The 22836-nt window shown below is 64.1% G+C and carries 18 protein-coding genes; 11 read left to right on the forward strand and 7 right to left on the reverse strand.

Going from position 1 to position 22836, the window contains the following annotated elements; all coding sequences use genetic code 11:
- Positions 1–12: 12 nt before the first annotated feature.
- Together X907_RS01475 and X907_RS01480 are read right to left on the reverse strand one after the other, a co-directional pair.
- Positions 13–1932, reverse strand: a complete 1920-nt coding sequence (locus X907_RS01475; protein ID WP_127565293.1) for an N-acyl-D-amino-acid deacylase family protein — start codon at positions 1930–1932, stop codon at positions 13–15.
- Between the two features lie 24 nt (positions 1933–1956).
- Positions 1957–2859: an alpha/beta fold hydrolase gene (locus X907_RS01480; protein ID WP_127565294.1), complete on the reverse strand. Its 903-nt coding sequence runs from the start codon at positions 2857–2859 to the stop codon at positions 1957–1959.
- A 129-nt stretch (positions 2860–2988) separates the two neighbouring features.
- Between X907_RS01480 and X907_RS01485 the strand changes: the two genes are divergently transcribed.
- A complete protein-coding gene (locus tag X907_RS01485) occupies positions 2989–4071 on the forward strand; it encodes a lycopene cyclase family protein (protein ID WP_170175412.1) in 1083 nt (360 codons plus the stop codon).
- On the opposite strand, the gene ilvD is transcribed toward X907_RS01485, so the two are convergent.
- The 5 genes from ilvD to X907_RS14380 form a co-directional block, all read right to left on the reverse strand.
- A complete protein-coding gene (gene ilvD, locus X907_RS01490) occupies positions 4068–5759 on the reverse strand; it encodes a dihydroxy-acid dehydratase (protein WP_127565296.1) in 1692 nt (563 codons plus the stop codon). The genes X907_RS01485 and ilvD overlap by 4 nt on opposite strands.
- Positions 5759–7078 (reverse strand): threonine synthase, encoded by a 1320-nt coding sequence (thrC, locus tag X907_RS01495; protein WP_127565297.1) that lies wholly within the window; start codon positions 7076–7078, stop codon positions 5759–5761. The genes ilvD and thrC overlap by 1 nt, the downstream gene beginning before the upstream one ends.
- Entirely contained in the window at positions 7075–8022 is a 948-nt protein-coding gene (locus X907_RS01500) for a homoserine kinase (RefSeq protein ID WP_127565298.1), read from the reverse strand. The genes thrC and X907_RS01500 overlap by 4 nt, the downstream gene beginning before the upstream one ends.
- 30 nt (positions 8023–8052) lie before the next feature.
- Positions 8053–9834, reverse strand: a complete 1782-nt coding sequence (locus X907_RS01505; RefSeq protein ID WP_127565299.1) for a homoserine dehydrogenase — start codon at positions 9832–9834, stop codon at positions 8053–8055.
- Between the two features lie 112 nt (positions 9835–9946).
- Positions 9947–10093, reverse strand: coding sequence for a hypothetical protein (locus X907_RS14380; protein WP_170175413.1), 147 nt, complete (start codon positions 10091–10093; stop codon positions 9947–9949).
- A gap of 303 nt (positions 10094–10396) precedes the next feature.
- Here X907_RS14380 and X907_RS14385 point away from each other — a divergent pair, with 303 nt between their 5' ends.
- The 10 genes from X907_RS14385 (at position 10397) to X907_RS01550 (ending at position 22783) form a co-directional block, all read left to right on the forward strand.
- On the forward strand, positions 10397–10537 hold the full coding sequence (locus X907_RS14385) for a hypothetical protein (RefSeq protein WP_170175414.1): 141 nt from the start codon (positions 10397–10399) through the stop codon (positions 10535–10537).
- A gap of 95 nt (positions 10538–10632) precedes the next feature.
- On the forward strand, positions 10633–11649 hold the full coding sequence (gene ilvC / locus X907_RS01510) for a ketol-acid reductoisomerase (protein WP_127565300.1): 1017 nt from the start codon (positions 10633–10635) through the stop codon (positions 11647–11649).
- Between the two features lie 18 nt (positions 11650–11667).
- Positions 11668–13365 (forward strand): acetolactate synthase 2 catalytic subunit, encoded by a 1698-nt coding sequence (ilvG, locus tag X907_RS01515; RefSeq protein ID WP_127565301.1) that lies wholly within the window; start codon positions 11668–11670, stop codon positions 13363–13365.
- A gap of 3 nt (positions 13366–13368) precedes the next feature.
- Entirely contained in the window at positions 13369–13629 is a 261-nt protein-coding gene (locus X907_RS01520; protein ID WP_127565302.1) for an ACT domain-containing protein, read from the forward strand.
- Positions 13626–15227, forward strand: coding sequence for a 2-isopropylmalate synthase (locus X907_RS01525; RefSeq protein WP_127565303.1), 1602 nt, complete (start codon positions 13626–13628; stop codon positions 15225–15227). Before X907_RS01520 ends, X907_RS01525 begins: the two co-directional genes overlap by 4 nt.
- 10 nt (positions 15228–15237) lie before the next feature.
- Positions 15238–16212 carry a branched-chain amino acid transaminase gene (locus tag X907_RS01530; protein ID WP_127565304.1) on the forward strand — a complete coding sequence of 325 codons (975 nt, stop codon included), beginning with the start codon at positions 15238–15240 and terminating at the stop codon, positions 16210–16212.
- Positions 16190–17623: a 3-isopropylmalate dehydratase large subunit gene (leuC, locus tag X907_RS01535; protein ID WP_127565305.1), complete on the forward strand. Its 1434-nt coding sequence runs from the start codon at positions 16190–16192 to the stop codon at positions 17621–17623. Before X907_RS01530 ends, leuC begins: the two co-directional genes overlap by 23 nt.
- Entirely contained in the window at positions 17613–18191 is a 579-nt protein-coding gene (gene leuD / locus X907_RS01540; RefSeq protein WP_127565306.1) for a 3-isopropylmalate dehydratase small subunit, read from the forward strand. Before leuC ends, leuD begins: the two co-directional genes overlap by 11 nt.
- A gap of 101 nt (positions 18192–18292) precedes the next feature.
- Entirely contained in the window at positions 18293–20983 is a 2691-nt protein-coding gene (leuS, locus tag X907_RS01545; protein WP_127565307.1) for a leucine--tRNA ligase, read from the forward strand.
- Between the two features lie 75 nt (positions 20984–21058).
- A complete protein-coding gene (locus tag X907_RS01550) occupies positions 21059–22783 on the forward strand; it encodes a carboxylesterase/lipase family protein (protein ID WP_127565308.1) in 1725 nt (574 codons plus the stop codon).
- The last annotated feature ends 53 nt before the right edge of the window (positions 22784–22836 follow it).

Genomic DNA, 22836 nt, shown 5'->3' on the forward strand with positions numbered 1-22836 from the left:
ACCGGAGCCTATTTATTCCGCCGCGATTTTGTCGGCGCCCGCCGCGCCTGCATCACGGTGGCGCAGCGCCCGGCCCAGCTTGGTCGTGCCATGATCCTTGGTGAAGCCGTCCTTCGTCCAGACCAGCCCGCCACCGACCAGCACGTGGGTTACCACACCGTCAGAACGGTTCACCAGCTGCTCGTGGTCGAACACATCGCGATGGATGAATTGCAGCCCGGCATCGGAATCGTAGGTCTTGAGGGCCTCAGGGTCGATGATCGCAATATCGGCCACATCGCCGGTTTCGATACGGCCGGCCTCGATGCCGATGAAGTCTGCCGGGTCGCGCGTGAGGCGTTTCACCTGCGCGGCGACGCGTTCCATGCCATCGGCCTGCGCCAGCTGCAGGCAGCGTAGATTGCCGTCATAGAAGGCCATATTGGTCAGGTGCGCACCGGAATCGTTGAAGCCGGGGAAGATCTGCGGATCAACCAGCAGCTTTTTCACCACCTCCATGTCCCGGTTGGCCGAGATCGTCCACCAGCGCAGATCGGTATCGTAAAGCTGGAACAGGCCGATGATGAAATAGGGCTCGCCGACATCCGGCGTGGTCGCCATCAGCGGCAGGGCATCAAACGCCGCGCGCTCCTCTTCGGAGCGGATGACGTCCGGCATGCCAAAGCTGACCTGATAGCGCCGGAACACGTCCTCGAAGGTTTCGCCTACCCAGTCGGCCGGGCAGCCCGAATGGAACACCATCTGGGCCATGTCACGGTCGAACGCCATCTGCTCGGCGCGCATCTTGCGCTTGAAACCAGCCAGCCCGCCCTGCTTGCCGTGCATCCACATGGCAGCAAAGCGCGCCTGATAGTCCGGGTCGGCAAGAATGCGCTGGCGCGCCTCGCGGTCTTCAAGATCGGGCTCGTTCAGTTCGCGCAGTTCAGGAATTTCCTCCGCCAGCGGATTGACCGGCCCGTCCCAGTAGAGCCGGAAGGGGGCGGCGAGCGCCTGAAAGCGGAAATGACCCTTGAAGAGGCTGGAATTCAGCAAACGCGTCAGGATTTTGGCGAGCTTTACCAGATTGCGGTTTGCGGCGACGTCCATTGCGGCGACGGCGGTGACTTTGAGCGGTTTGCCGTGCGCGCGTCCGCTGGTCAGCAGGAAGTTGCGGAACACTTCTGCCGGATTGTCCTTTGGCGGGGTTGCCTGCCACAGCCTGTCCCAGCGGCGCAGGATCGCGGTCAGGCGCTTCAATTCCTTGTAGCTGCCGAACTGGGAGGGGATTTTGGTCTTGCGGTGCGGGTCTTCGGCCAGGAAGTGGAAGGGCAGCGCGTCGGTTGAGAAGCCGACATAGCCCTCGCCCATCGCGGTCTCCAAAAGGCTCTCCATCTTTTGCAGCTCGTCTTCGCGCGGATCACGCGTGACGCTTTCCCTGAGCCCCATCACTTCGGCGCGCAGCATGGAGTGGGGCACCATGGGGATCACATTGATGCCGAGTTTCAGCGTATCGAGATGGTCCAGATACTCAGCCGTCGTCGTCCAGGTCGCGAGGTCGGCAGCTTTTTTCAGCACGTGCTTGGGCATGTTCTCCACGCGCGCAAAGCAATCGACGATCGGATCCTCGCCATTGCGGCGCTGATGGCCAAAGCAGATACCCAGCGAGCAGTTCGACATGAGCACGGTCGTGGTGCCGTGACGCACCGCTTCGGGCAGGCCCGGATCAAGCTCAACCTCAAGGTCGAAATGGGTGTGGATGTCCAGTAGCCCCGGCATCACCCACTTACCCTCGGCCTCGATCACGTCTGTCGCCTTGGCCGGATCAAGCCCTGTCCCGCGCGCGGCGATCCGGCCATCCTTAATGGCGACATCGCCGGTCACCGGCATGGCGCCGGTCCCGTCAATGACGAGGCCGCCCCGGATCAGTGTGTCCCATTCGCGTCTGGCGGCCATCAGGGCCTCCCTTGTTTTGTTGCTCTAAAGAGTTTGCGGCATGCCGTGGAAATCCAGAAAGGCGGCCAGCACCGCGTCTGGCGCTTCCACCTGCGGGTAATGGCCGATCCCCTCAAGGATCACCGTGTCGGGGTCCGGCACCAGCTCGCGATAGCGGGCAACCATGTGCGCGCCCGATACCGGATCAGCCCCGCCATCGATGACCCGCAAGGGAATTTGCGCCGCCTGCAGCGCGCCAACCCAGCGTTCGCGGTTCTCGCGCCGCTCGGCGATATAGCGGATCAGCTTGTGGCCAATGGCGGGCATGCCGCCATTGGCGGTCACCAGCGCCCAGAACTCCTTGAGCGCCGCATCATCGGGCTGGGTGTCCGGACCGAACACCTCGGAAAAGCCCTTGCGGAAGCGCTTTTGCGTCATCAGGCGCGAGATTAGAAAGCCGATCGGCGAATGCAGGAGCTTCTGGTTGAAGGTCGCGTGATGGGTCTCCGGGAAGAGGCCGCCATTCAGGAACACGACCGATTGCAGCTTGGGCGTCCCGCCTTCGCTTTTGTTATGCCGGGCGAGCAATTCCTGCGCGACCGTATCGCCATAATCATGGGCTAGCACATGGCATTCGGCGATCCCCAGCGCCGCGCACAGGCCCGCATGCAGGTCGGCCTGATCACGGATGGAATAGTCATAAGACGGGGGCTTCGCCGAGAACCCGAACCCGATCATGTCCGGCGCGAGCAGGCGGAAACGGGCGCTCAAAGGCGCCCACATATCCACCCAGTCCCAGCTGGCGGTGGGAAAGCCGTGAATGAGCATCAGGACCGGCTTTGACGCGTCGGACCAGTCGCCGCCCTGCCAGAACGCGATTTCGTGCCCGCGCCAGTCATGGCGCTGGGCGGTCTTGCGCCAGTCTTCCAGGCTCGGCCTTGCGGCCATGCTGTCTCCTCCCGTCATGCTTTTCGCTTCAGACTATTGTTCACTGACACATCACTCAACAGGTTTTGCCGTATTGCGGTGCGCGCCCGTATTGGGAATGGTGGGCGAACCTGTCTGGAGGTCTTGCGCGTGCGCCCCGATGTGGATGTCATCATTATCGGTGCAGGGCTTGCCGGCCTCATGCTGGCAGAGCGTCTGGCCGTTTCGGGCCGCCGCCGCATGCGGGCCGAGGTGCTGGAGCAGGCCGCCGCAATCAATTTATCAGGGCGCAGCTGGAGCTGGTACGAGGCGGGAAAGCCAAGGACCGCCTTCGCCGCCAGCTGGCCAGCCTGGCAGGTGGGCGGGGGCAATCTCACGGCCGGGCGCAGGTTTGCAGACGGCCGCTACGGCCTCATGCGCAGCGAGACGGTGGTTCAACGGGCGGTGGATACGATTCAAGCCAGCCAGGATGTTGAGCTGCGCACCGGAGTCACCGTGAACGCGATGTACAGGGCATCCGGTTTCGTCCGGCTGGAAACCTCTGATGGCACGCTGACCGCCCTGCGGGTGATCGACACCCGGCCCGCCGGAGCAGAGCTGATGGACGCCGCGCGCTGGGTGCGCACAGGCGTGCGCGCTGAAGTCCGTGCCGGCTCTGCTTGCTTTGCGCCTGACACGGCTATTCTGGTGCATCGCCTGCGCCAGGAGGGCCGCGCCCTGGCTTTTGAGACCATTCTGCCTCTGGCCCCTGATCAGGCGGTCGTGGAGGCTGTTCGCATAGCGCCTTCAGGTGATGAGCGCCGCCCCGAGTTCGACGGCGCGCTGGAGCGTATTACCGGGGGCGGTGCTGCTGATACCGGTGTGCGCACGCGCAGCGCCAGCCCTCTGGGGCTGTCTGACCATTGGCCGCTAATGGCCGGCCCGGCCCACCTCGCCGCCAGCCGCGGGGCGGGCCTTGCCCTTGTCGGCGCGCCGGGACGCGATGCGCACCGGGCACTTGCCTGGGTTGAACCGGCCTTTGGCGCGCTTGTCGATGGCCGCCAGCCGCCCGGCCTTCATGTGCAGCCTGTGCTGGCCTGGCTGGCTGGCCGCGCCGTCATTAACCGCCTGATGTCCCGCCCCGCCCGGCTTGTCACGATGGCCGAGAGGACGGCTGGAGATGGCCTTGTGAGGTCACTGGGCGGTGCCGGCACGGTTCGCGGCGCGTTGAATCTGCTCTGGGCCAGCCGCTAGGCGCTGGCGAACGGGAAGGACGTCACCGCGCCATCGGATGCCGATGATACCAGCGCCGCATACTTGGCATAGGCACCGGACGGGTAGCGTGGTGCGGGCGGCGTAAAGCCTTCCGCCGCGCGCGCTTCCAGATCGGCGTCCACGTCAATCCGCTGGGCTTCCACATCGATGCGTATGCGGTCACCGTCGCGCAGGAAGGCAATCGGACCGCCATGGGCCGCTTCGGGCGCGACATGGCCGACCATGAAGCCATAAGTGGCCCCGGAAAAGCGTCCATCCGTGATCAGGGCAACATCATCGCCAAGGCCTGCACCCTGCAGGGCAGCCGTGACGGCCAGCATTTCGCGCATGCCCGGCCCGCCGGCGGGCCCTTCATAGCGGATCACCACCACATCGCCTTTTGCAATGCGCCCGGACTGAACGGCGGCAAAGCAGGCATCCTCGCTGTCGAACACGCGCGCCGGACCCTCAAAAGCCAGACGGTCATGCCCTGCCAGCTTGGCAACGCAGCCCTTCGGGGCCAGATCGCCATATAATATTCCGAACCCGCCGCGCGCCTTGAGAGGTTTGTCCGCTGTAAGGATGACGTCCTGGCCTTCTGCCTCTTGCGCGTGGGCGGCAAGCCCGAACAGGCTATCGCCGGTAATGGTGGGCGCGTCGGTGATCTTGCCCGCTTCCATCAGCCGCCGGGCGAGGAGCGCGGTGCCGCCCGCCCTTGCCATGTCTGGTGCCATATAGCGTCCGCCGGGCTTCAGATCGGCGATGACGGGGGTCTGGCGCGAGATCGCGTCAAAATCATCAATGCCAAAGGCGTCAGGTCCCAGACCGGCCTCGCGCGCCACCGCTACAAGGTGCAGGACGGCATTGGTCGACCCGGCAGTGGCGCTGACGGCGGCGGCGGCGTTCTTGAGCGATTGAGGGGTAACAAACTGTCTGGCATTACGCCCCTCACGGAAGGCTTCGACGACCAGCTCCCCGGCGCGCCGGGCGGCATCGGGCTTTCTGGGATCCGTTGCCGGAATATCATTGAGACCCATCGGAGAAAGGCCCAGAACGGTCAGGGCCAGTGCCATCGTATTGGCGGTGAACTGCCCGCCGCACGCGCCTGCTCCGGGGCAGGCTTGCCGTTCTACCTCGCCAAGTTCGTCCTCGCTGATCTTGCCAGCAGCGCATGCGCCGACCGCCTCGAACACGTCCTGGATAGTGACTGCCTTGCCGTGCAGCTTCCCCGGCATGATCGATCCGCCATAGAGCACGACGCTCGGCAGATCGAGACGTGCTGCGGCCATGGCAGCGGCCGGGATAGTCTTGTCGCATCCGGCCAGGAACAGGACCGCATCAAGGCAATGTCCCCGTACGGCCAGTTCGGCTGAATCGGCCACACATTCCCGGCTCATCAGGCTGGCGCGCATGCCTTCGGTGCCCATCGCGATGCCATCAGTAACGACGATGGTGTTGAAATCCACCGGCGTGCCACCGGCTGCGATGATGCCCTCGCGCGCGTAGTCAGCCAGCCGGTTCAGATGCATGTTGCATGGAGTGACGCTGGTCCAGGTATTCACAATGGCGATCATGGGTTTCGCCATTGCTGCATCGTCATAGCCTGCAGCCCGTAACATGGCCCGTGCCGGTGCCCGGCTGGGCCCTTCGACAAGTGTTCGCGACGGTGAAGAGGGGTGCCTTGCCATTATGCGTGTCCTGCGGCTGTTTGTGTGTAGGGAAAGGCGGCGGCCAGCGCTGCAGCCAGCGCGTCGGCATTCGCTGCCAGCTCATCCACCCTCGACGGGCGGCTTATAACGGCTTTCAGCGGTGTGCTGGGCTCGATAGCCTGTCCGATGAGAGGTTCGACAATGTCGGCAAACTTGTAAGGATGGGCGGTTGCCGCCGCGATCCAGACGCGCTGCTCGCGCGCGGCTTCAGGCAGGCGGTGCCAAGCCTCTGCCGCGATGGCGGAGTGCGGGCACCATATATAGCCTGTCCGCTCAAAATCGTTCCGGATCCGGGCGCGGATGGCATCATCATTGACAAGTTCAACACTGATGGCGCGCTGATCCGATGCCAGATGATCGAGCCGTTCGAAATTGCTGGGCGTGCCGATGTCCATCGCGTTCGCCACCGTAGCTATGGATGGACGCGGCCGGTACACGCCGGTCTGGTTCCATTCGTGCAAGGTGGCATTGGCATTGGTCGCGATGACCACCGGGCCGATGGGCAGGCCCATGGACCGCGCATAGAGTGCGGCCAGCCCGTGCCCCAGATTGCCGCTGGGGATTATCAGTCCGGGGACAGTGCCGCTGGCGCGCCATGCTTTCAGTGCCGCGTCGGCCAGATAGACCATTTGCGGCAATAGCCGCACGATATTGATTGAGTTGGCTGATGTCAGCCGGAACCGGCGTACCAGCGCGTTGTCGGCAAATGCCTGCTTTACAAGGGCCTGACAGGCGTCGAAATCGCCGCTGACGCGGTAGGCGCGCACCGGATCATTCCAGCAGGTCAGCTGGTGCTCCTGGAACCGGGACACCCGCCCTTTCGGGTACAGCACCGCCAGCCGCACACCTTTGCGGCCTTCCGCTGCCTGAGCGGCCGCGCCGCCGGTATCCCCGGAGGTGGCCACCAGAACCGTAAACGGATCATCTTCAGCGCCGAGATGATCCAGAGCACCCATCAGGAAACGTGTGCCGAAATCCTTGAACGCGCCGGTAGGCCCGTGAAACAGCTCCAGCGCCCGCAGGCCGGGTCTCGCCGGGTCGGGAATCGTGAGGGGGACGGGAAAGTCAAAAGCGCCCGCGCACAGGGACGGCAAATGAGCTTCCAGTGCGTCGTCCTCGAAGAAGGGGCCGAGAAGCCTCTCCGCAAGGCTGGCCAGTGACAGATCCGGACCCAGATCCTCAAGGGTCATCCGCGGCAGCGATTGCGGGATGAACAGCCCGCCTCCCGGCGCACTGCCCTGGCATATCGCCTCGCTCAGCCGGGCAGGCTGGCTACCGCGCGTTGAGACGTATTTCACCCCACCGCCTCCGATACCGGCTCGAGCCTCGCGCCGCGCGAGTTTATCGCGGCGTGATAGATGTGCGCCGACTGCCCCGCGGCGGCGAAAGCCGCGCGCATGGCCTCTTCAACATGCTCGCGGTCGCTCTCCTGGCACCAGGCAAACATGGATGGTCCCGACCCGGAGAATGAACAGCCCAGCGCGCCGGCCTGCAAGGCGGCAGCTTTCACGGCCGGGAGGGCGGGCAGCAGATAGCGGCGCTGGGGCTCGACCAGCACATCATCCAGTCCGGCACGGATCAGATCATGATCGTCTGCTGCGCAGCCCGCGACAAAGGCCGCCAGCCTGCGCGAATGTTCGACAACCGTCTCCATGGCCACGGACGGACGCAGTATCCCGCGCGCGGCGCGTGTCTCGATTTCGGCATCCGGGTGGGCAACGATGGAGACAAGGCCCGATGGCGCCGGTATGCGCCGCACCTGAGAGGCGTCCAGCCTGGCGGCAATAACCAGCCCGCCCAGAAGGCTTGCCATGACATTGTCCCAGGGCGGCGGATCAGACGATACGCGCTCGCCCTCAAGGCCGAAGGGCAAAAGCTCTGCATGAGGATAGGGCTTGTCGAGCAGGGCGTTGACGGCAACAGCGGCCGCAACCGCCGAGGCGGCAGACCCGCCCATGCCCGCGCTGAGCGGGACGCCTTTGTCGATGTCCAGCCTTACGCCGAAATCGGCTCCGGCATCATCCAGAAGGGCTTTGGCGGCCGCCAGCGCGGTATTGCGCTCGGGGGAATCGGGCAGGCTCTTCAACCGGCCGGACACCTTGCCAAGCCGCACGCCGGGCTCGGCCTCGCGCCGCGCCGTGACCTCGTCCTGAAGGGCGTCGAAAGCCTGGCCCAGAATGTCAAACCCCGGCCCGACATTGCCGATACTGGCCGGCGCACTCGCTCTTGCGATGTCTGTCATCGCGCGCATCCTTTCCTTGCCGCCCATCGGTCAGGCCCTCAGCAGTGCAGGCGCTCTGGACGGTGCCGATGCGGCGGGTTCCGCGCGATCAGGCTCCGACAGTCCGCGATGAATGTCCATGATGTCTGCAAACACCGCTGCAGCGGTCGGCCAGCGTCCGGCGCCCTTGCCAAACAGGGTGATTTCGCCGCCGTCTGCGTGGACAAGGGTGAATCGGTTCTCCTCGTTGCGGGCGCCCGCCAGCGGGTGCTCCACGGGTACCGCGCGCACCCGTACTTCTGCCTTCACCTCTCCGTTTTCAGATAGCTCGCAAACGCCGATCTGCTTGAAAGCCATGCCCTCGTCACGGGCAGATTTCACGGCTGCAGGGTCAATGTCGGCCAGCGAGTCCTTGGGTATGCCGGCGGGATCAACCGCCTTGCCGAAAGCGGCCCGGATAAGCAGGGACAGCTTGTCGGCAGCGTCATGACCTTCAACATCGGCTGCCGGATCGGCTTCGGCAAACCCCAGGCGTTGCGCTTCTTTCACCGCACGGTCGAACGCGTCGCCTGCGGCCAGCCGGTCCAGCAGAAAGTTCGCCGTGCCGTTCATCACGCCTTCAATCCGCGCAGCTCCGCCAGTGGCGGCCAGCCGGTCCAGCGTTTCCAGAATGGGCGTGCCGCCACCGACAGCGGCGCTGAAGGAGAGCCGGGCTCCACCGTCACGCGCGGCGGCGTGCAGACGGTCATAATGGCGGGCAAGGGCCGCCTTGTTCGCGGTGACGATATGGGCACCGCGGTGCAGGGCATCGGCCATTATGTCCGCAGGCAGCTCGGCGCCGCCCAGAAGCTCCACCACCAGATCCGGCTCGCCCGAGAGTGCGGCATCAAGAGTATCGGTGAAGCGTACCGGGCCATTACCTGGCCGCGATGCCGTATTGCGGACGAGTACGGGATTGATCTCAAACAGATCTGGCCGCGAACGCAGATGAGCTAGCACGCCTGCGCCGACGGCGCCGCAACCCAGCAGCGAAACGCGTAAACGCCGCGCCGGCCTCGCTGCCGCCTTGCGGGCCGGAGCCGCGCAGATGCGGGTGGCATCACCGGCGCCCATGGCTGCGATCTCGATGACGAGATTGGCAGCCTTCGCCGCCGCGATGGCCTTGGGTTGTATCAGGCCCGCGCTGACATCGGCGGCCGCGTCATAGTCCAGCTCTGCATAGCGTTCTGCCTGCGGGTTCTCGGCCGGATCTTCGGCGTAGACGCCGTCCACGTCCTTGATCAGGCGGACGCGCGCCGCCCCGCACTGCGCCGCAAAGAAGACCGCCGTCAGATCGGTGCCGCCACGTCCGAGCGTGACAGCGCCGAAACGGGCATGCATGGCGGTGAATCCCGGTACGGCCAGCACTTCATGATTGCAGAGCGCGTCTGCCACGGCCCGTCTGTCCAGCGCGCACAGATCGGCGTCCATCGGATCGCCCTCGGCTTCCAGTCCGATTTCATGCGGGTCCAGAACGCTCGTACGAACGCCGATCCGTCCCAGGGCCAGCCCCATCAGGGCGGCGGAGCGCAGCTCGCCCACCCTGGCAAGCCGTGCCATCGTGGCGGCGTGGGGCGTCGCCCCGCCGCCGCCAACCAGCTCGCCCTGCGCCAGCAGCGCATCGGTTTCTCCGGCGAGCGCGGAGACCACGGCGATGACTTTCTCGCCGCGCCGCACATGGCGGAAAACTTCCTGCGCTGCCGCGTCGTAATCGGCTTCTGATCCGAGCACGGAGCTGCCGAACTTGAGCACGCAAAGGGGCGCTGCGCCGGCTTTCATCGATTGGGGTTTCATGGCGGTGTCCTGTCTGGTGCTGAAAGTCTGGCCGGGTGGTTCAAGGCACGAAAAAACCCGCTCGCCGGGTGGGGAGCGGGTCGGTTTGGTGTGGTGAGGTTTACCTGCCTCGTCAGACCATATCCGCTCCGCCCCCGGTGCCGCCGGTGGTGGTGATGATGATCGTGGTAATGGTGATCTGAAGCGCAGGCACAGCGCGGCCGCCTCGGGCTTCAGCCCGGACGGTGGCGTTGCTGGTGAAGGCGTTAAGCGCCGACATTGATCTGCTTCCTCAATCTGACCGGCAAACGCATTGCTGCGGCTGCTAAGACTTGCTCAGCTTCGGTGCAAATTGTGCGCGGCGTCAAACAAAATTTTCCAGAAATGTCTCCAAAGCACACGGAATTTGACCCGGAAGCGGGTATAAGATGCTGAAAAAATTGTAGAAAATAAAAATTACACTAAGCGCCAAATTTCCTCTTGCGCTTTTGCTGCGCTTGGCTCACGGTTTTTGCAGATGCGAGACGTATCGGTTTCGCGCCGCCAAAACGCAGCCGTCAGGGCTGATGAAGGAAACAGAAGCATGAGCCGCCGCGCCATTGCCATGGCTGCCCGCGCAGAGCGCGAGACCCGGACACGGATGATTGCCGTGACCGGGCTCATTACGCTTGTACTTGTGATTGTACTTACCATTCCCATACCGGGAGCGGTTGTCCCTGCCTGACGGTCCATACAAGACCTGAAATGCAAGAACCCCCGCTCCCACCCGGAAGCGGGGGTTTTCTTTTGCGCCAAACGCACACCAAGGAGACCTCGAGAATGCAAGCCCGGATCTACACAGACAACGATGCCAACCCGTCCGCGATAAAGCCGGGGCCGGTGGCCATTATCGGCTATGGCAGTCAGGGCCGCGCCCATGCGCGCAATCTGCGCGACAGCGGCCATGATGTGATTGTCGGCGCGCGCGCCGGCGGCCGGGCGGAGGCTGCGGCGAAGGGAGACGGTTTTGCCGTGATGAGCCCGGCCGAGGCCGCAAAGGCCGCTTCGCTGATCGCACTTCTGACCCCCGATATGAGCCATGCCGAGGTTTATACCCGCGACATTGCGCCGAATATGAGCGCAGGCGACGCCCTGCTGGTCGCGCACGGCTTTTCCATCCATTACGGCCAGATCCAGCCTGCGAAGGACGTCGATGTCATCCTCGTCGCTCCCAAAGGGCCGGGCGATCTGGTCCGCCGCGAGTATGAGCGCGGGGCTGGCGTGCCGAGCCTCTTTGCCGTCTGGCAGGATGCGTCCGGAAAGGCGCGTGACAAGGCGCTGGCCTATTGCGCGGGCAATGGCGGCACGGCGGGCGGCGCCATCGAGACCACATTTGCCGAGGAAACCGAAACCGATCTCTTCGGAGAGCAGGCGGTTTTGTGCGGGGGGGCCAGCGAGCTGGTCATCGCTGGCTACGAGACACTGGTGGAGGCCGGGTACCAGCCTGAAGTGGCCTATTTCGAGTGCCTGCACGAGCTGAAGCTGATCGTCGACCTCATGTATGAGGGCGGTCTCGCCAAGATGCATTCCTTCATCTCGGAGACCGCCAAATATGGCGATCTGGTTTCCGGTCCGCGGGTCATCAATGCCGAGACCAGAGAGCGCATGCGCGAGGTGCTGCGCGACATCCAGACAGGCAGCTTTGCCCGCGACTGGGTGCTGGAAAATCAGGCAGGCAAGCCGCGCTATGCAGCTCTCCTGCGCGAGGATCTCGACCAGCCGATCGAGCACACCGGCGAGCGCCTGCGTGCGCGCATGGGCTGGCTGCAGCCCGGCGCGAATGCCGGTCAGGCGTAGAAGGCAGGGAACCGGATCATGACGCCCGCATCGCCCCCCAAACTGGATACAAGGCCGGACACGCGTTCGGGTGCGCAGCTGGTCATCGACGCGCTGGAGCATCAGGGTGTGAGCCATGTCTTCGGCTATCCGGGCGGCGCGATCATGCCGGTCTATGACGCGCTGACGGCCTCCAGCCTGAAGCATATTCTGGTCCGCCACGAACAGGCCGCAGCGCTCGCCGCTGATGCCTGGGCGCGGGTGACAGGCAAGCCTGGCGTGTGTCTGGCCACCTCTGGCCCAGGAGCGACCAATCTCGTCACCGGGCTGGCCAATGCCTTCATGGATTGCGTGCCCATGGTGGCCATCACGGGTCAGGTGGCGACCCCTCTGATGGGCACTGACGCCTTTCAGGAGATCGACACTTTCGGCCTCACCCTGCCGGTCGTGAAGCATTCCTGGCTGGTGCGCGATGCGGCGGACATCCCTGACGTTTTTGCTGAGGCTTTCCACTTTGCCAGATCGGGCAGGCCCGGCCCGGTTCTGATTGATCTTCCCAAGGACGTAACGCAGGCAAACGGCATTTCCCCCCGTTCGTTGGCCTGCCGGACGGCGGCGCGGGCCGTGTTTCCCCTGGATGCGAAGGCGCTCGCTGCTGCGGACCGTCTGATCGCTTCGGCCCGCCGCCCCGTCCTCTATTTCGGCGGCGGCATTGCGCTGGGCAGGGCCGAGGACGCGTTGCGCGCCTTCTTCCAGCGGTCGCGCATTCCTGCCGTGGCCACGCTGAAGGGCCTGGGCGCGCTACCCACCGACTGGCCGGGCTTTCTCGGCATGCTGGGCATGCACGGCACGCGGGCTGCCAACATGGCGGTGCATGACAGCGATCTGCTGATCTGTGTCGGTGCGCGCTTTGATGACCGGGCCACCGGCCGGCTGGACACGTTCGCCGCCAATGCCCGCGTTGTGCATATCGATGGCGATGCAGCGGAAATCTCCAAGCTGCGTGAGGCAGATGTGGCACTGGCGGGTGATGTTGCTGCAATCCTCTCCGCCCTGTCTGGCCAGACAGGGCCGATTGATGGCTGGCGGCGCACCTGCGAGGAGAATGCCGGGCGCTGGGCCTTCCGCTATGACGCGCCGGGTTCGGGCGTCTATGCGCCTGCCTTGCTCAAACAGATCTCCGAAGCCGCCGGGGACAAGTTCATCGCCACCTGCGATGTTGGCCAGCACCAGATGTGGGTGGCCCAGCATTGCCGCTTCTCACGGCCGCAAGCCCATCTGACCAGTGCCGGGCTCGGCACGATGGGCTATGGCCTGCCAGCAGGTATAGGCGCGGCTCTGGCCGAGCCGGACGCGACGGTTGTCACCATCAGCGGTGACGGCTCCATCATGATGAATATTCAGGAGCTGGCGACCCTGCGCCGCTATCGCATCCCGCTGAAAATCGTCCTTATCGACAACGCCCAGCTCGGCATGGTCCGTCAGTGGCAGGAGCTGTTCTACGAGGAGAATTTCTCCGAGGTCGATCTCTGGGATAATCCCGACTTTGCCGAGCTCGCACGAGCCTTCGGCATCGAGGCGTTCACGCTGGACCGCCGGGCCGATGTGCCGGGCGCCGTGGAGCGTCTTCTGTCCACGCGCGGGCCGGTCCTGTGCCATGTGCGCATCGACCCGCGTGAAAATGTCTGGCCGCTTGTGCCGCCGGGCAAAGCCAATTCCGACATGATGGAGGCCTGAGCCATGACCACACAGATCGATATCGATTTCCTGCCCGCCGAAGGGGCCGTGGTGCGTCTCATCGGCCTTGTAGAGCGCCGGGGCTATGAGCTGGACGCCATGAGCTATGCGCCTGCCAGCACGACGCACAGGCTGACCATGACGGTGCGGCCGCGCCCCGGTCCGCGCCGGATTGAAACCCTGAAGGCGCAGATCGCACGCATGTATGGCGTGACCTCTGTCAGTGAGCGGATGGGTTCACCCAGACTGGAAGCTGCATCATGACCCGGCAGATCACCGTATTCGATACGACCTTGCGCGATGGCGAGCAGGCGCCTGGCTTCTCCATGACCGAGGCGGGCAAGCTGTCCATGGCCAGAGCGCTGGCCGCCCTGAAAGTTGATGTGATCGAGGCGGGCTTTGCTGCTGCGTCACCCGGCGATGCCAGGGCGATTGCCCGCATCGCCGCCGAGATTGAAGGCCCGCGCATCTGCTCGCTGGCGCGGGCGTCGAAAGCCGACATCGATGCAGCGGCAGCGGCTCTGAAGGCCGCGCCGAAAAAGCGCATCCATGTCTTCCTCGGCACCAGCCCGATCCACAGGGAATTCAAGCTGAAAATGACCCCGGCGGAAATACTCTCCGCCATCTCCGACATGGTCGCCCATGCCCGCACCTATTGCGATAATGTGGAATTTTCCGCCGAAGACGCGATCCGTACGGAGCCCGGCTTTCTGGTTGAGGCCCTGTCTACGGCTGCTGCTGCGGGGGCCAGCACGCTGAACGTGCCCGATACGGTTGGCTATGCCACGCCGGACGAGATTTTCGAACTGTTCCGCATGCTGGGAAAAAAGGTCAGCCGGAATGACGATGTGATCTTCTCGGCCCATTGTCACAATGATCTGGGTCTGGCGGTTGCCAATTCTCTGGCGGCGATCCGCGGAGGGGCGCGTCAGGTGGAGTGTACCGTTAACGGTATTGGCGAGCGGGCCGGCAATGCTGCGCTGGAAGATATTGTCATGGCGATCCGTACACGGCGCGATGCTACGGGCGTCGCCACCGGCATCGAGACCCGCGAGATCATGAATGCCAGCCGCACTTTGTCGCGCATCACCTCAACCCTGCCGCCGCGCAACAAGGCGATTGTAGGGGCTAATGCTTTCGCCCACGAGGCCGGTATTCACCAGCACGGCATGCTGATGAACCGTGAAACCTACGAGATCATGAAGCCGGAAGATGTCGGCTGGCCATCCAGCTCGCTGGTCCTTGGCAAGCACTCTGGCAAGCACGCCCTGGCCGCGAAGGCTGCCGAACTGGGCTTCAAGCTGGATGATGAGGCCTTCGCGCGTGCCTTCGCCGAATTCAAGCGCGTGGCCGACGAGATCGGTACCGTCGATACGGCGCGTCTGGCCGCCATTCTGTCGCGCAGTGAAGGCGCGTCCGACGACGAGCTGTGGGAGCTCTCGAGGGTCGAGATCCGCGCTCCTCTGGCCTCCAATGCCGAGCCGGTGGCGCGTGTGGAACTCAACCATCCCCGCCGGGGGCGTGTGACAGATGTCGCTGCAGCGCCTGGCGCCATGGACGCGGCTTTTCTCGCCGTCAGCCATATCATCGGTATCGAGGGCAGCGTCGACTCCATCGACATGCGCTACATCGCGGCCGAGGCTGACGAGGCTGGCAAGGCAGGGCAGGCCGCCGACGTGCTGATCGACATGACTGTGTCGAGCTGCGGTGAAAGCTTTACCGGCCGCGCGCGCAACCGCGATATCCTGCCGGCCTGTGTTGGCGCGTATATAGACGCGTTGTGCAATGCCAGCGCCGTCGCCCGCCATCGTGCGGGCAGCGGCCCCGATCATCCAGCGGCCAATGGTGTCGCAGCAGAATAGGAATACGCCGATGAGCATTCAGGAAGTCGAACATATCTGGCACAATGGCCAGCTTATACGCTGGCAGGACGCCAAGGTGCATGTGCTCACCCACGCCCTGCACTATGGCACCTCGCTGTTTGAGGGTATCCGCGTCTACGACACGCCGGACGGGCCGAAGGGTTTCCGCGTGCATGACCACATGCAGCGCCTGGTGGATTCGGCGAAGATTTACGGCATCGAGCTGGACTATGACGCTGAAGCGCTGACCAAAGCCTGTCTGGATACGGTGGCCGCCAATAATTTGCGTTCGGCCTATATCCGTCCCGTGGCGTTCCTGGGCTATGGTTCAATCGGTGTTGCACCGCTGACCCTGCCGCCGGTCGAGATTTACATGGCCGCCTTCCCCTGGGGTGCATATTTGGGAGACGAGGGCCGCACCAAGGGCGTGGATGTCTGCGTCTCCTCCTGGAACCGCCTTGCGCCCAATACGGCCCCGACCGGCGCCAAGGCCGGCGGCAACTACCTTTCCAGCTTCCTCATCTCGCGCGAAGCGAAGTTGAACGGTTTTGCCGAAGGCATTGGTCTTGATACCGAAGGCCGCCTCTCTGAAGGCGCGGGCGAGAACATTTTTGCGGTTAAAGATGGCCGCATCCTCACCCCGCCGGCGGCCTCATCCATCCTGCAGGGCATTACCCGTGACAGCATCATCAAGCTGGCAAAGGCCGAAGGCATTGAAGTCGTCGAGCAGGCTTTGCCGCGCGAGATTCTCTACCTCGCCGACGAGATTTTCTTCACCGGCACAGCGGTGGAGCTGACGCCGGTGCGCTCGGTCGACCGCAAGCCCACCCGTGCAGGCGGCCCCGGCGAGATCACCAAGTGCCTGCAGGACCGCTTCTTCGGCCTGTTCGAGGGGCGCACGCCCGACCGCTGGAACTGGCTGGAGCCGGTTCCCGCCACCACTACTGACAAGGAAGCCGGAAATGGAACGCGCATCGCCGTCTGAACCGCGCACGCTGTTCGACAAGCTGTGGGACAGTCATATCGTCATGCCGGAAAGCCCTGAGGCACCGGCCATGCTCTATGTTGATCTTCACCTTGTACACGAGGTGACGAGCCCGCAGGCTTTCGCGATGCTGGACGAGCGGGGGCTGAAGGTGCGTGCGCCGTCACGCACCTACGCCACGCTCGACCATTCCACACCCACCACACCGCGCAGGAAAGGGCAGCGTCCGGCCTATATCAGCCCGGCGGCCAAGGCGCAGGTGGAGCGTCTGGAGGAAAACTGTGCCCGCCACGGCATTCCCCTGGCGGGCTGGGGCAGTTCAGACCGGGGTATTGTCCATGTGATGGGGCCGGAGCTGGGCCTGACCCAGCCCGGCATGACCATTGTCTGTGGTGACAGCCATACCTCCACTCATGGCGCGTTCGGTGCGCTGGCCTTTGGCATCGGCACCACCGAAGTCGCCCATGTGCTGGCCACGCAGACCGTGCTCCAGCGCAAGCCGAAGACGATGAAAGTCCATGTCGATGGCCGCCTGCCCTACGGGGTCGGTGCCAAGGATTTGATCCTGGCCATCATCGCAAAGCTCGGCGCGGGCGGGGCGTCGGGTTACGTCATCGAGTATTGCGGCCCGGCCATCGAGGCGCTCTCCATGGAAGGGCGCATGACGGTCTGCAATATGTCGATCGAGGCGGGCGCGCGCGCCGGCCTGATCGCGCCTGATGAGGTGACGTTCGCCTGGCTTTCAGGCCGGGAGTACGCGCCCAAGGGTGCGGCCTTTGAGGCGGCTCGCCTGAAGTGGAAGCAGTTGCGCAGCGATTCCGGTGCCAGCTTTGACCGCGAGGTGCATCTCGATGCCAGCCGTCTCGCCCCCATGGTCACCTGGGGCGCATCCCCCCACATGGCTGCGCCCGTGGATGCGATGGTTCCGGCGCCCGCAACAGCCGACGATGTCAAAGCGCTCGCATGGATGGGCTTTACCCCCGGCGAAACGCTGATGGGCGAGGCGGTCCACACCGTCTTTGTCGGCTCGTGTACCAATGCGCGCCTGTCGGACTTGCGTGAGGCCGCCTTCATCATGGCCGGACGCCATGTGAAGCCCGGCGTGCGCATGCTGGTTGTTCCCGGCTCGGAGCGCGTGCGCAAGGCAGCAGAAGCCGAGGGGCTGGATGCGATCTTCCGCACCGCCGGAGCTGAATGGCGCGAACCCGGCTGCTCAATGTGCATCGCCATGAATGGCGATAGCGGCAGGCCGGGGGAGCTGGTCGTCTCGACCTCCAACCGCAACTTTGCCGGCCGTCAGGGCCCCGGCGTGCGCACGGTGCTGGCAAGCCCCGCCACCGCCGCTGCGGCGGCTGTCGCCGGTGCGATTACCGATCCGCGAAAGATGATGGAGATGTGTGGTGCAGCGTGAACCCATAACCGAAATCCGCTCGCGCAGCTTTGCCTTGCAAGAGCACAATATCGATACCGACCAGATCATCCCGGCCCGCTTCCTGACCACCACAGAGCGCGGCGCGCTGGCCGATGCCTGCTTTCGCGACTGGCGCTTCGACGGGGCGGGAAAGCCTACCGATCACCCGCTGAACGCGGTTGAGACCGAGACCCATTCCGTTCTCATCGCGGGCGATAATTTCGGCTGTGGCTCCTCGCGCGAGCACGCGCCCTGGGCCTTGCGTGACTTTGGCGTGCGCGCCGTCATCACCACGCGCGCGGGCGATATCTTCAAGGCCAATGCGGCCAATAACGGGCTGGTCGTGGCCGAGATTGATGCCGAGGCGCATGCAGCACTACTGGAGCGGACAGGCGAGGAAGTGACTGTAAGCCTTGCCGATATGAGCGTCACCAGCGGCAATGTGCGGGCTGGTTTCACACTGGAGCCATTTGCCCGCACCTGCCTCATTGAAGGCCATGACGCGCTCGGCTTCCTCCTGGCGCGCGAGGATGCCATTACCCGCTTCGAGCAGGCCAGCGCGGCCTGAGACCGGCGCTGCCCGTCAGGGCTTTGCCAGAAACGCTGGAGCCTAGTAGAAGCGGCGGTTCATCCGCCGCTTCGCCTGTTTTCAAGGAAGGTTGCCTGCCCGTGTCCGACACTTATGATTTCACCGCGATTGAAACCAAATGGCGCCAGCTCTGGGCTGAGCGGGACACGTATCGCACGCCGGACCCCAAGCCCGGCGATCAGACCTTTTTCGTGCTCGACATGTTTCCCTATCCGTCGGGCGCAGGCCTGCATGTCGGCCATCCTGTGGGCTATCTCGCGACCGATATCGTGGCGCGCTACAAGCGCATGGCGGGCTTCAACGTGCTCCACCCGATGGGCTGGGACAGTTTCGGCCTGCCCGCCGAACAGCACGCGATAAAGACCGGCGAACACCCGGAAGTTTCCACCACCAAGAATATCAAGACCTTCCGCCGCCAGATGGATCTGCTGGGTCTGGGCTATGACTGGAATCGCGAGATCACCACGTCTAAGCCGGACTATTATAAATGGACGCAGTTCATCTTCGTACAGATGTACGAGGCCTGGTTCGACAAGCAAGCGAACAAGGCCCGTCCTATTCGCGAACTGCCCATCCCCGATGATGTGAAGGCCGCTGGCAAGCTCGCCATCCAGGACTATCAGGACAAGCACCGGCTGGTCTATTTCGACGATGCGCTGGTCAACTGGTGTGAGGCGCTGGGCACCATCCTCTCCAATGAAGAGGTGTTTGACGGCAAGTCCGAGCAGGGTTTTGACGTGGTGCGCGTGCCGATCCGCCAGGTGAAGATGCGCATTACGGCCTATACGGAGCGTCTTCTGGCAGGGCTTGAGGGGCTCGACTGGCCAGAAGGCATCAAGGACAGCCAGCGCAACTGGATCGGCCGGTCTGAAGGGGCCGAAATCCGCTTTGCGATTGATGGCGCGGACCAGAGCGTTACCACGTTTACGACGCGCGCCGATACGCTCGCGGGCGTGACCTTCCTCGCACTCGCGCCGGAGCATCCGCTGGTGGCAAGTCTGGTGCCTGCAAGCCATCGCGCGGAGGTGGACGCCTATTGCGAGGCGGCGGCCCGCAAGTCCGATCTCGACCGCACGGTGGATGCCGAGAAGACAGGCGTGCCTTCAGGTCTCATCGCCATCAATCCGGTGTCCGGCGCCAAAGTGCAGATCTTCGTCGCCGACTATGTGCTGCCTGATTACGGCACCGGCGCAGTGATGGGCGTGCCGGCCCATGATGAGCGCGATTTTGCCTTTGCGAAGAAGTATGGCCTGCCAGTCTTCCCCGTTATTGATCCGGGCGCGGACACCCCTGAGCGCGACGCCGTGCTGAAGGGCGAAGCCTGCTGGACCGAAGACGGCATCATGCTGGATCCGCCCGCCGGGACCGAAGCCGGGCTCTATCAGGCTGGCCAGCGTTGGCGCGATGCGCGCGAGGCGGTCGCCGACTTCCTTGAAACCCGTGGCCTCGGCAAGCGGGTTGTCAGCTATAATCTGCGCGACTGGATTTTCTCCCGCCAGCGCTATTGGGGCGAGCCGATCCCGATCATTCACTGGGAAGATGGCACGCGCACCAGCCTTGATGTGTCAGAGTTGCCGCTGACCCTGCCCCATGTCGATGACTACAAGCCGACGAGCTATGACGCGCCGGCTCTTGCGCGCGCGGCTGGCTGGGTGGAGGTGACCGATCCCAAGACCGGCATGAAGGGGCGGCGCGAGCTGAATACCATGCCGCAATGGGCCGGCTCGTGCTGGTATCCGCTGCGTTTCATGGACCCGAAGAACGCTGATGCGCCGGTTGATCCGTCTAAGGAGAGAGCGTGGGGGCCGGTTGATCTCTATGTGGGCGGCGCCGAGCATGCGACGCTGCACCTGCTCTATGCGCGCTTCTGGTATCTGGCCTTGCACGATCTCGGCGTCATTTCGACGGCCGAACCGTTCAGCAAGCTTGTCAATCAGGGCATGCTCACCTCGTTTGCCTACCAGAATACGCGCGGCGTGATCTTGCCCGTGGACGAGGTTGAGGAGCGCGGCGAGGGCGAGTTTGTCCACGTGCCGACAGGTGACCGGGTTGAACGCATTGGCGCGAAGATGTCGAAATCCTTGCGCAATGTGGTGACGCCAGACGATGTGGTAGCGCAATACGGATCGGATGCGTTCCGCGTCTGCCTGATGTTCATGGGGCCTGTGGAGGGCGGGCGCGTCTGGGAGACCGAGAAGGCGGCCGCCTCGCTGAAGTTCCTGCGCCGCGTCTGGAATTACGCCCTGTCCGGTATTGCCAGCCCGGCCGATGCGGAAAGCTCAGCTGTCACTATCGCCACCGGCAAGCTGGTCGAGGCGGTGACGGAGGATCTGGAGAATCTGCGCCTCAACACCGCCATTGCCGAGCTGATGAAATTCCTCAATGCGGTAGAGGGTCAGCCTGTCACCAGGGACGGACTTTTGACCTTCCTGCGTGTGCTGGCCCCCTTCGCCCCGCACATGGCCGAGGAGCTGTGGGAACGTGCCGGACAAAAGGGCAGTGTCTTCCATGCGGACTGGCCAAAGGCTGATGCCGACATGCTGCGCGCTGCGGTCGAAACAATCGAGATCGTGGTGCAGGAGGGCGGCAAGAAGCGCGGATCTGTGCAGCTTGCTCCGCAGGCGGATGATAAGCTGGTGAGGGATGCGTCCATCGCCATGCTGAAGGAGACGGGCCGCGATGTCGCAGGGCTCGATCCGGCCCGCATCATCGTTGTGCGCGACAAGAAAACCGGCTGGGTGCGGCTGGTGAACATACCAAAGGTGGGATAGCACCATAACCTGCTTGCAGGTCCTCAAACACAGGCTACCCTCTCCGGTAAAGATGCAAATATCGGGGAGGGTTTCATGCGGCATATATGGCTAGGTGTGTTGGGCGCGTTGGCGGTATCGGCCTGTGCAGGCAGCGCGGAACAGCGCCCGCCCGAACCGCTGGAGGCAAGCCTTCGCACGGTGGAGCAAGGCGAGCTGGTCGGCTTCCAGCATTCGCCCGGCGCCTGGGCCTGGCGCGGTGTGCCGTTTGCGGCTGCGCCCGAAGGCGATCTGCGCTGGCGCGCACCGCGCCCCGCCCCGGCCTTCAATGGCCGCTTCGAGGCGTTGGACCATCCTGAGCCCTGCCCGCAATTTACCAGCGCCCTTCAGGCGTCTTCTGGTGTGCGGCCCGGACAACTGGTCGGCAGCGAGGATTGCCTGCGCCTCGACATTTACGCGCCCGAAGGGGCAAGCGCGGACAACGCCTCGCGTCCCGTGATGGTGTGGATTCATGGCGGCGCCAATGTATGGGGCTTTGCCGGGCAGTATGATGGCGCGCAGCTGGCCAAGGATCAGGATGTGGTGGTGATCGCCATCCAGTACCGGCTCGGCGGGCTGGGCTTCTTCGCCCATGACGCCATTCGCAGCGATGCCACGGACCCGCGCGATGCGGCGGCAAATTTCGCGCTTCTGGACCAGATCGCGGCGCTGGAATGGGTGCGCGGGAACGCGGCCCAGTTCGGTGGTGATGCCGGCAATGTGACCATTTTCGGCGAAAGCGCTGGCGGGCATAATGTGGCGGGCCTGCTCGCCTCCCCGTTGGCGTCCGGCCTGTTCCACCGCGCCATCATTCAGTCGGGCAGCTTTGACAGTGTCAGCTGGGAAGCGGCCAGCGGCGCCGAACCTGGCCAGTCCAATACGTCAGCGGACATCGCTCTGCGTATAGCTGGAGATGGCTACACTGCCGACGCCCTGCGCAGCGCCGATCTGGAAACCGTGTTCAACGCCTATCGCGGAGAGGATGGCGCGCCCTTTCTCAACCTTCCGCGCATGATCGAGGACGGGGTGACGATACCGCGTGATGGCCTCGCCAACGCGTTTGCTTCGCCCGACACCTTCAATGCCGTGCCCGTCGTCACCGGCACCAACCGGGACGAGATGAAGCTGTTCAACGCGTTCCGCGACGATCTGGTGAAGCGCTATTTCGGCGTCATCCTGATCAGCCGCGATGCGCAATTCTACGACACCGTAGCGGAGTATCAGAGCCGCACCTGGCGCATCCTGGCGGTCGATCAGGCGGCCAGCCTCATGCAATCCGGCGGCCATCGCGATGTCTGGGCCTACCGGTTTGACTGGGACGAGCAGGGCCGCGCCCTGTTCGTGATGGACCTCTCCCATCTGCTGGGCGCAGCCCATGCGATGGAGATACCCTTCGTCTTTAACCATTTCGATTTCTTCGGGCGTCTGGATGGTGCGATGTTCAACAACAACAATGCCAGCGGGCGCGAAGCGCTGGCCGCTGCCATGGGTGCCTACTGGGCCGAGTTTGCCCGCACCGGCGAGCCGGGAACGGGCGGGCCGACCAACCTGCCGAGCTGGGAGCGGTGGAATGCTGACGGCCTGCTGATGCGTTTCGACAGCCCGGACGATAATGGACAGGAGCTCATCACGGGCACGGACAGTTTCGAGGCGCTGGAGGCTGACCTCGCCGCCGATACCCGCCTCGATGATGCCCAGCGCTGCGCGGTGGTTGAGGCTATCGCCGCCTGGCGTCCGCGCGGCAGTCTGGATACCATGCGCCAGCGGCTGAATTGCGGCTAGCCTGGAGGCTCTTGCCAGAGTGAAGTGAACAGTGTTCACTTTTCTTCAGGCAG

It is taken from the genome of Glycocaulis alkaliphilus (assembly GCF_004000605.1).
Classification (GTDB): domain Bacteria; phylum Pseudomonadota; class Alphaproteobacteria; order Caulobacterales; family Maricaulaceae; genus Glycocaulis; species Glycocaulis alkaliphilus.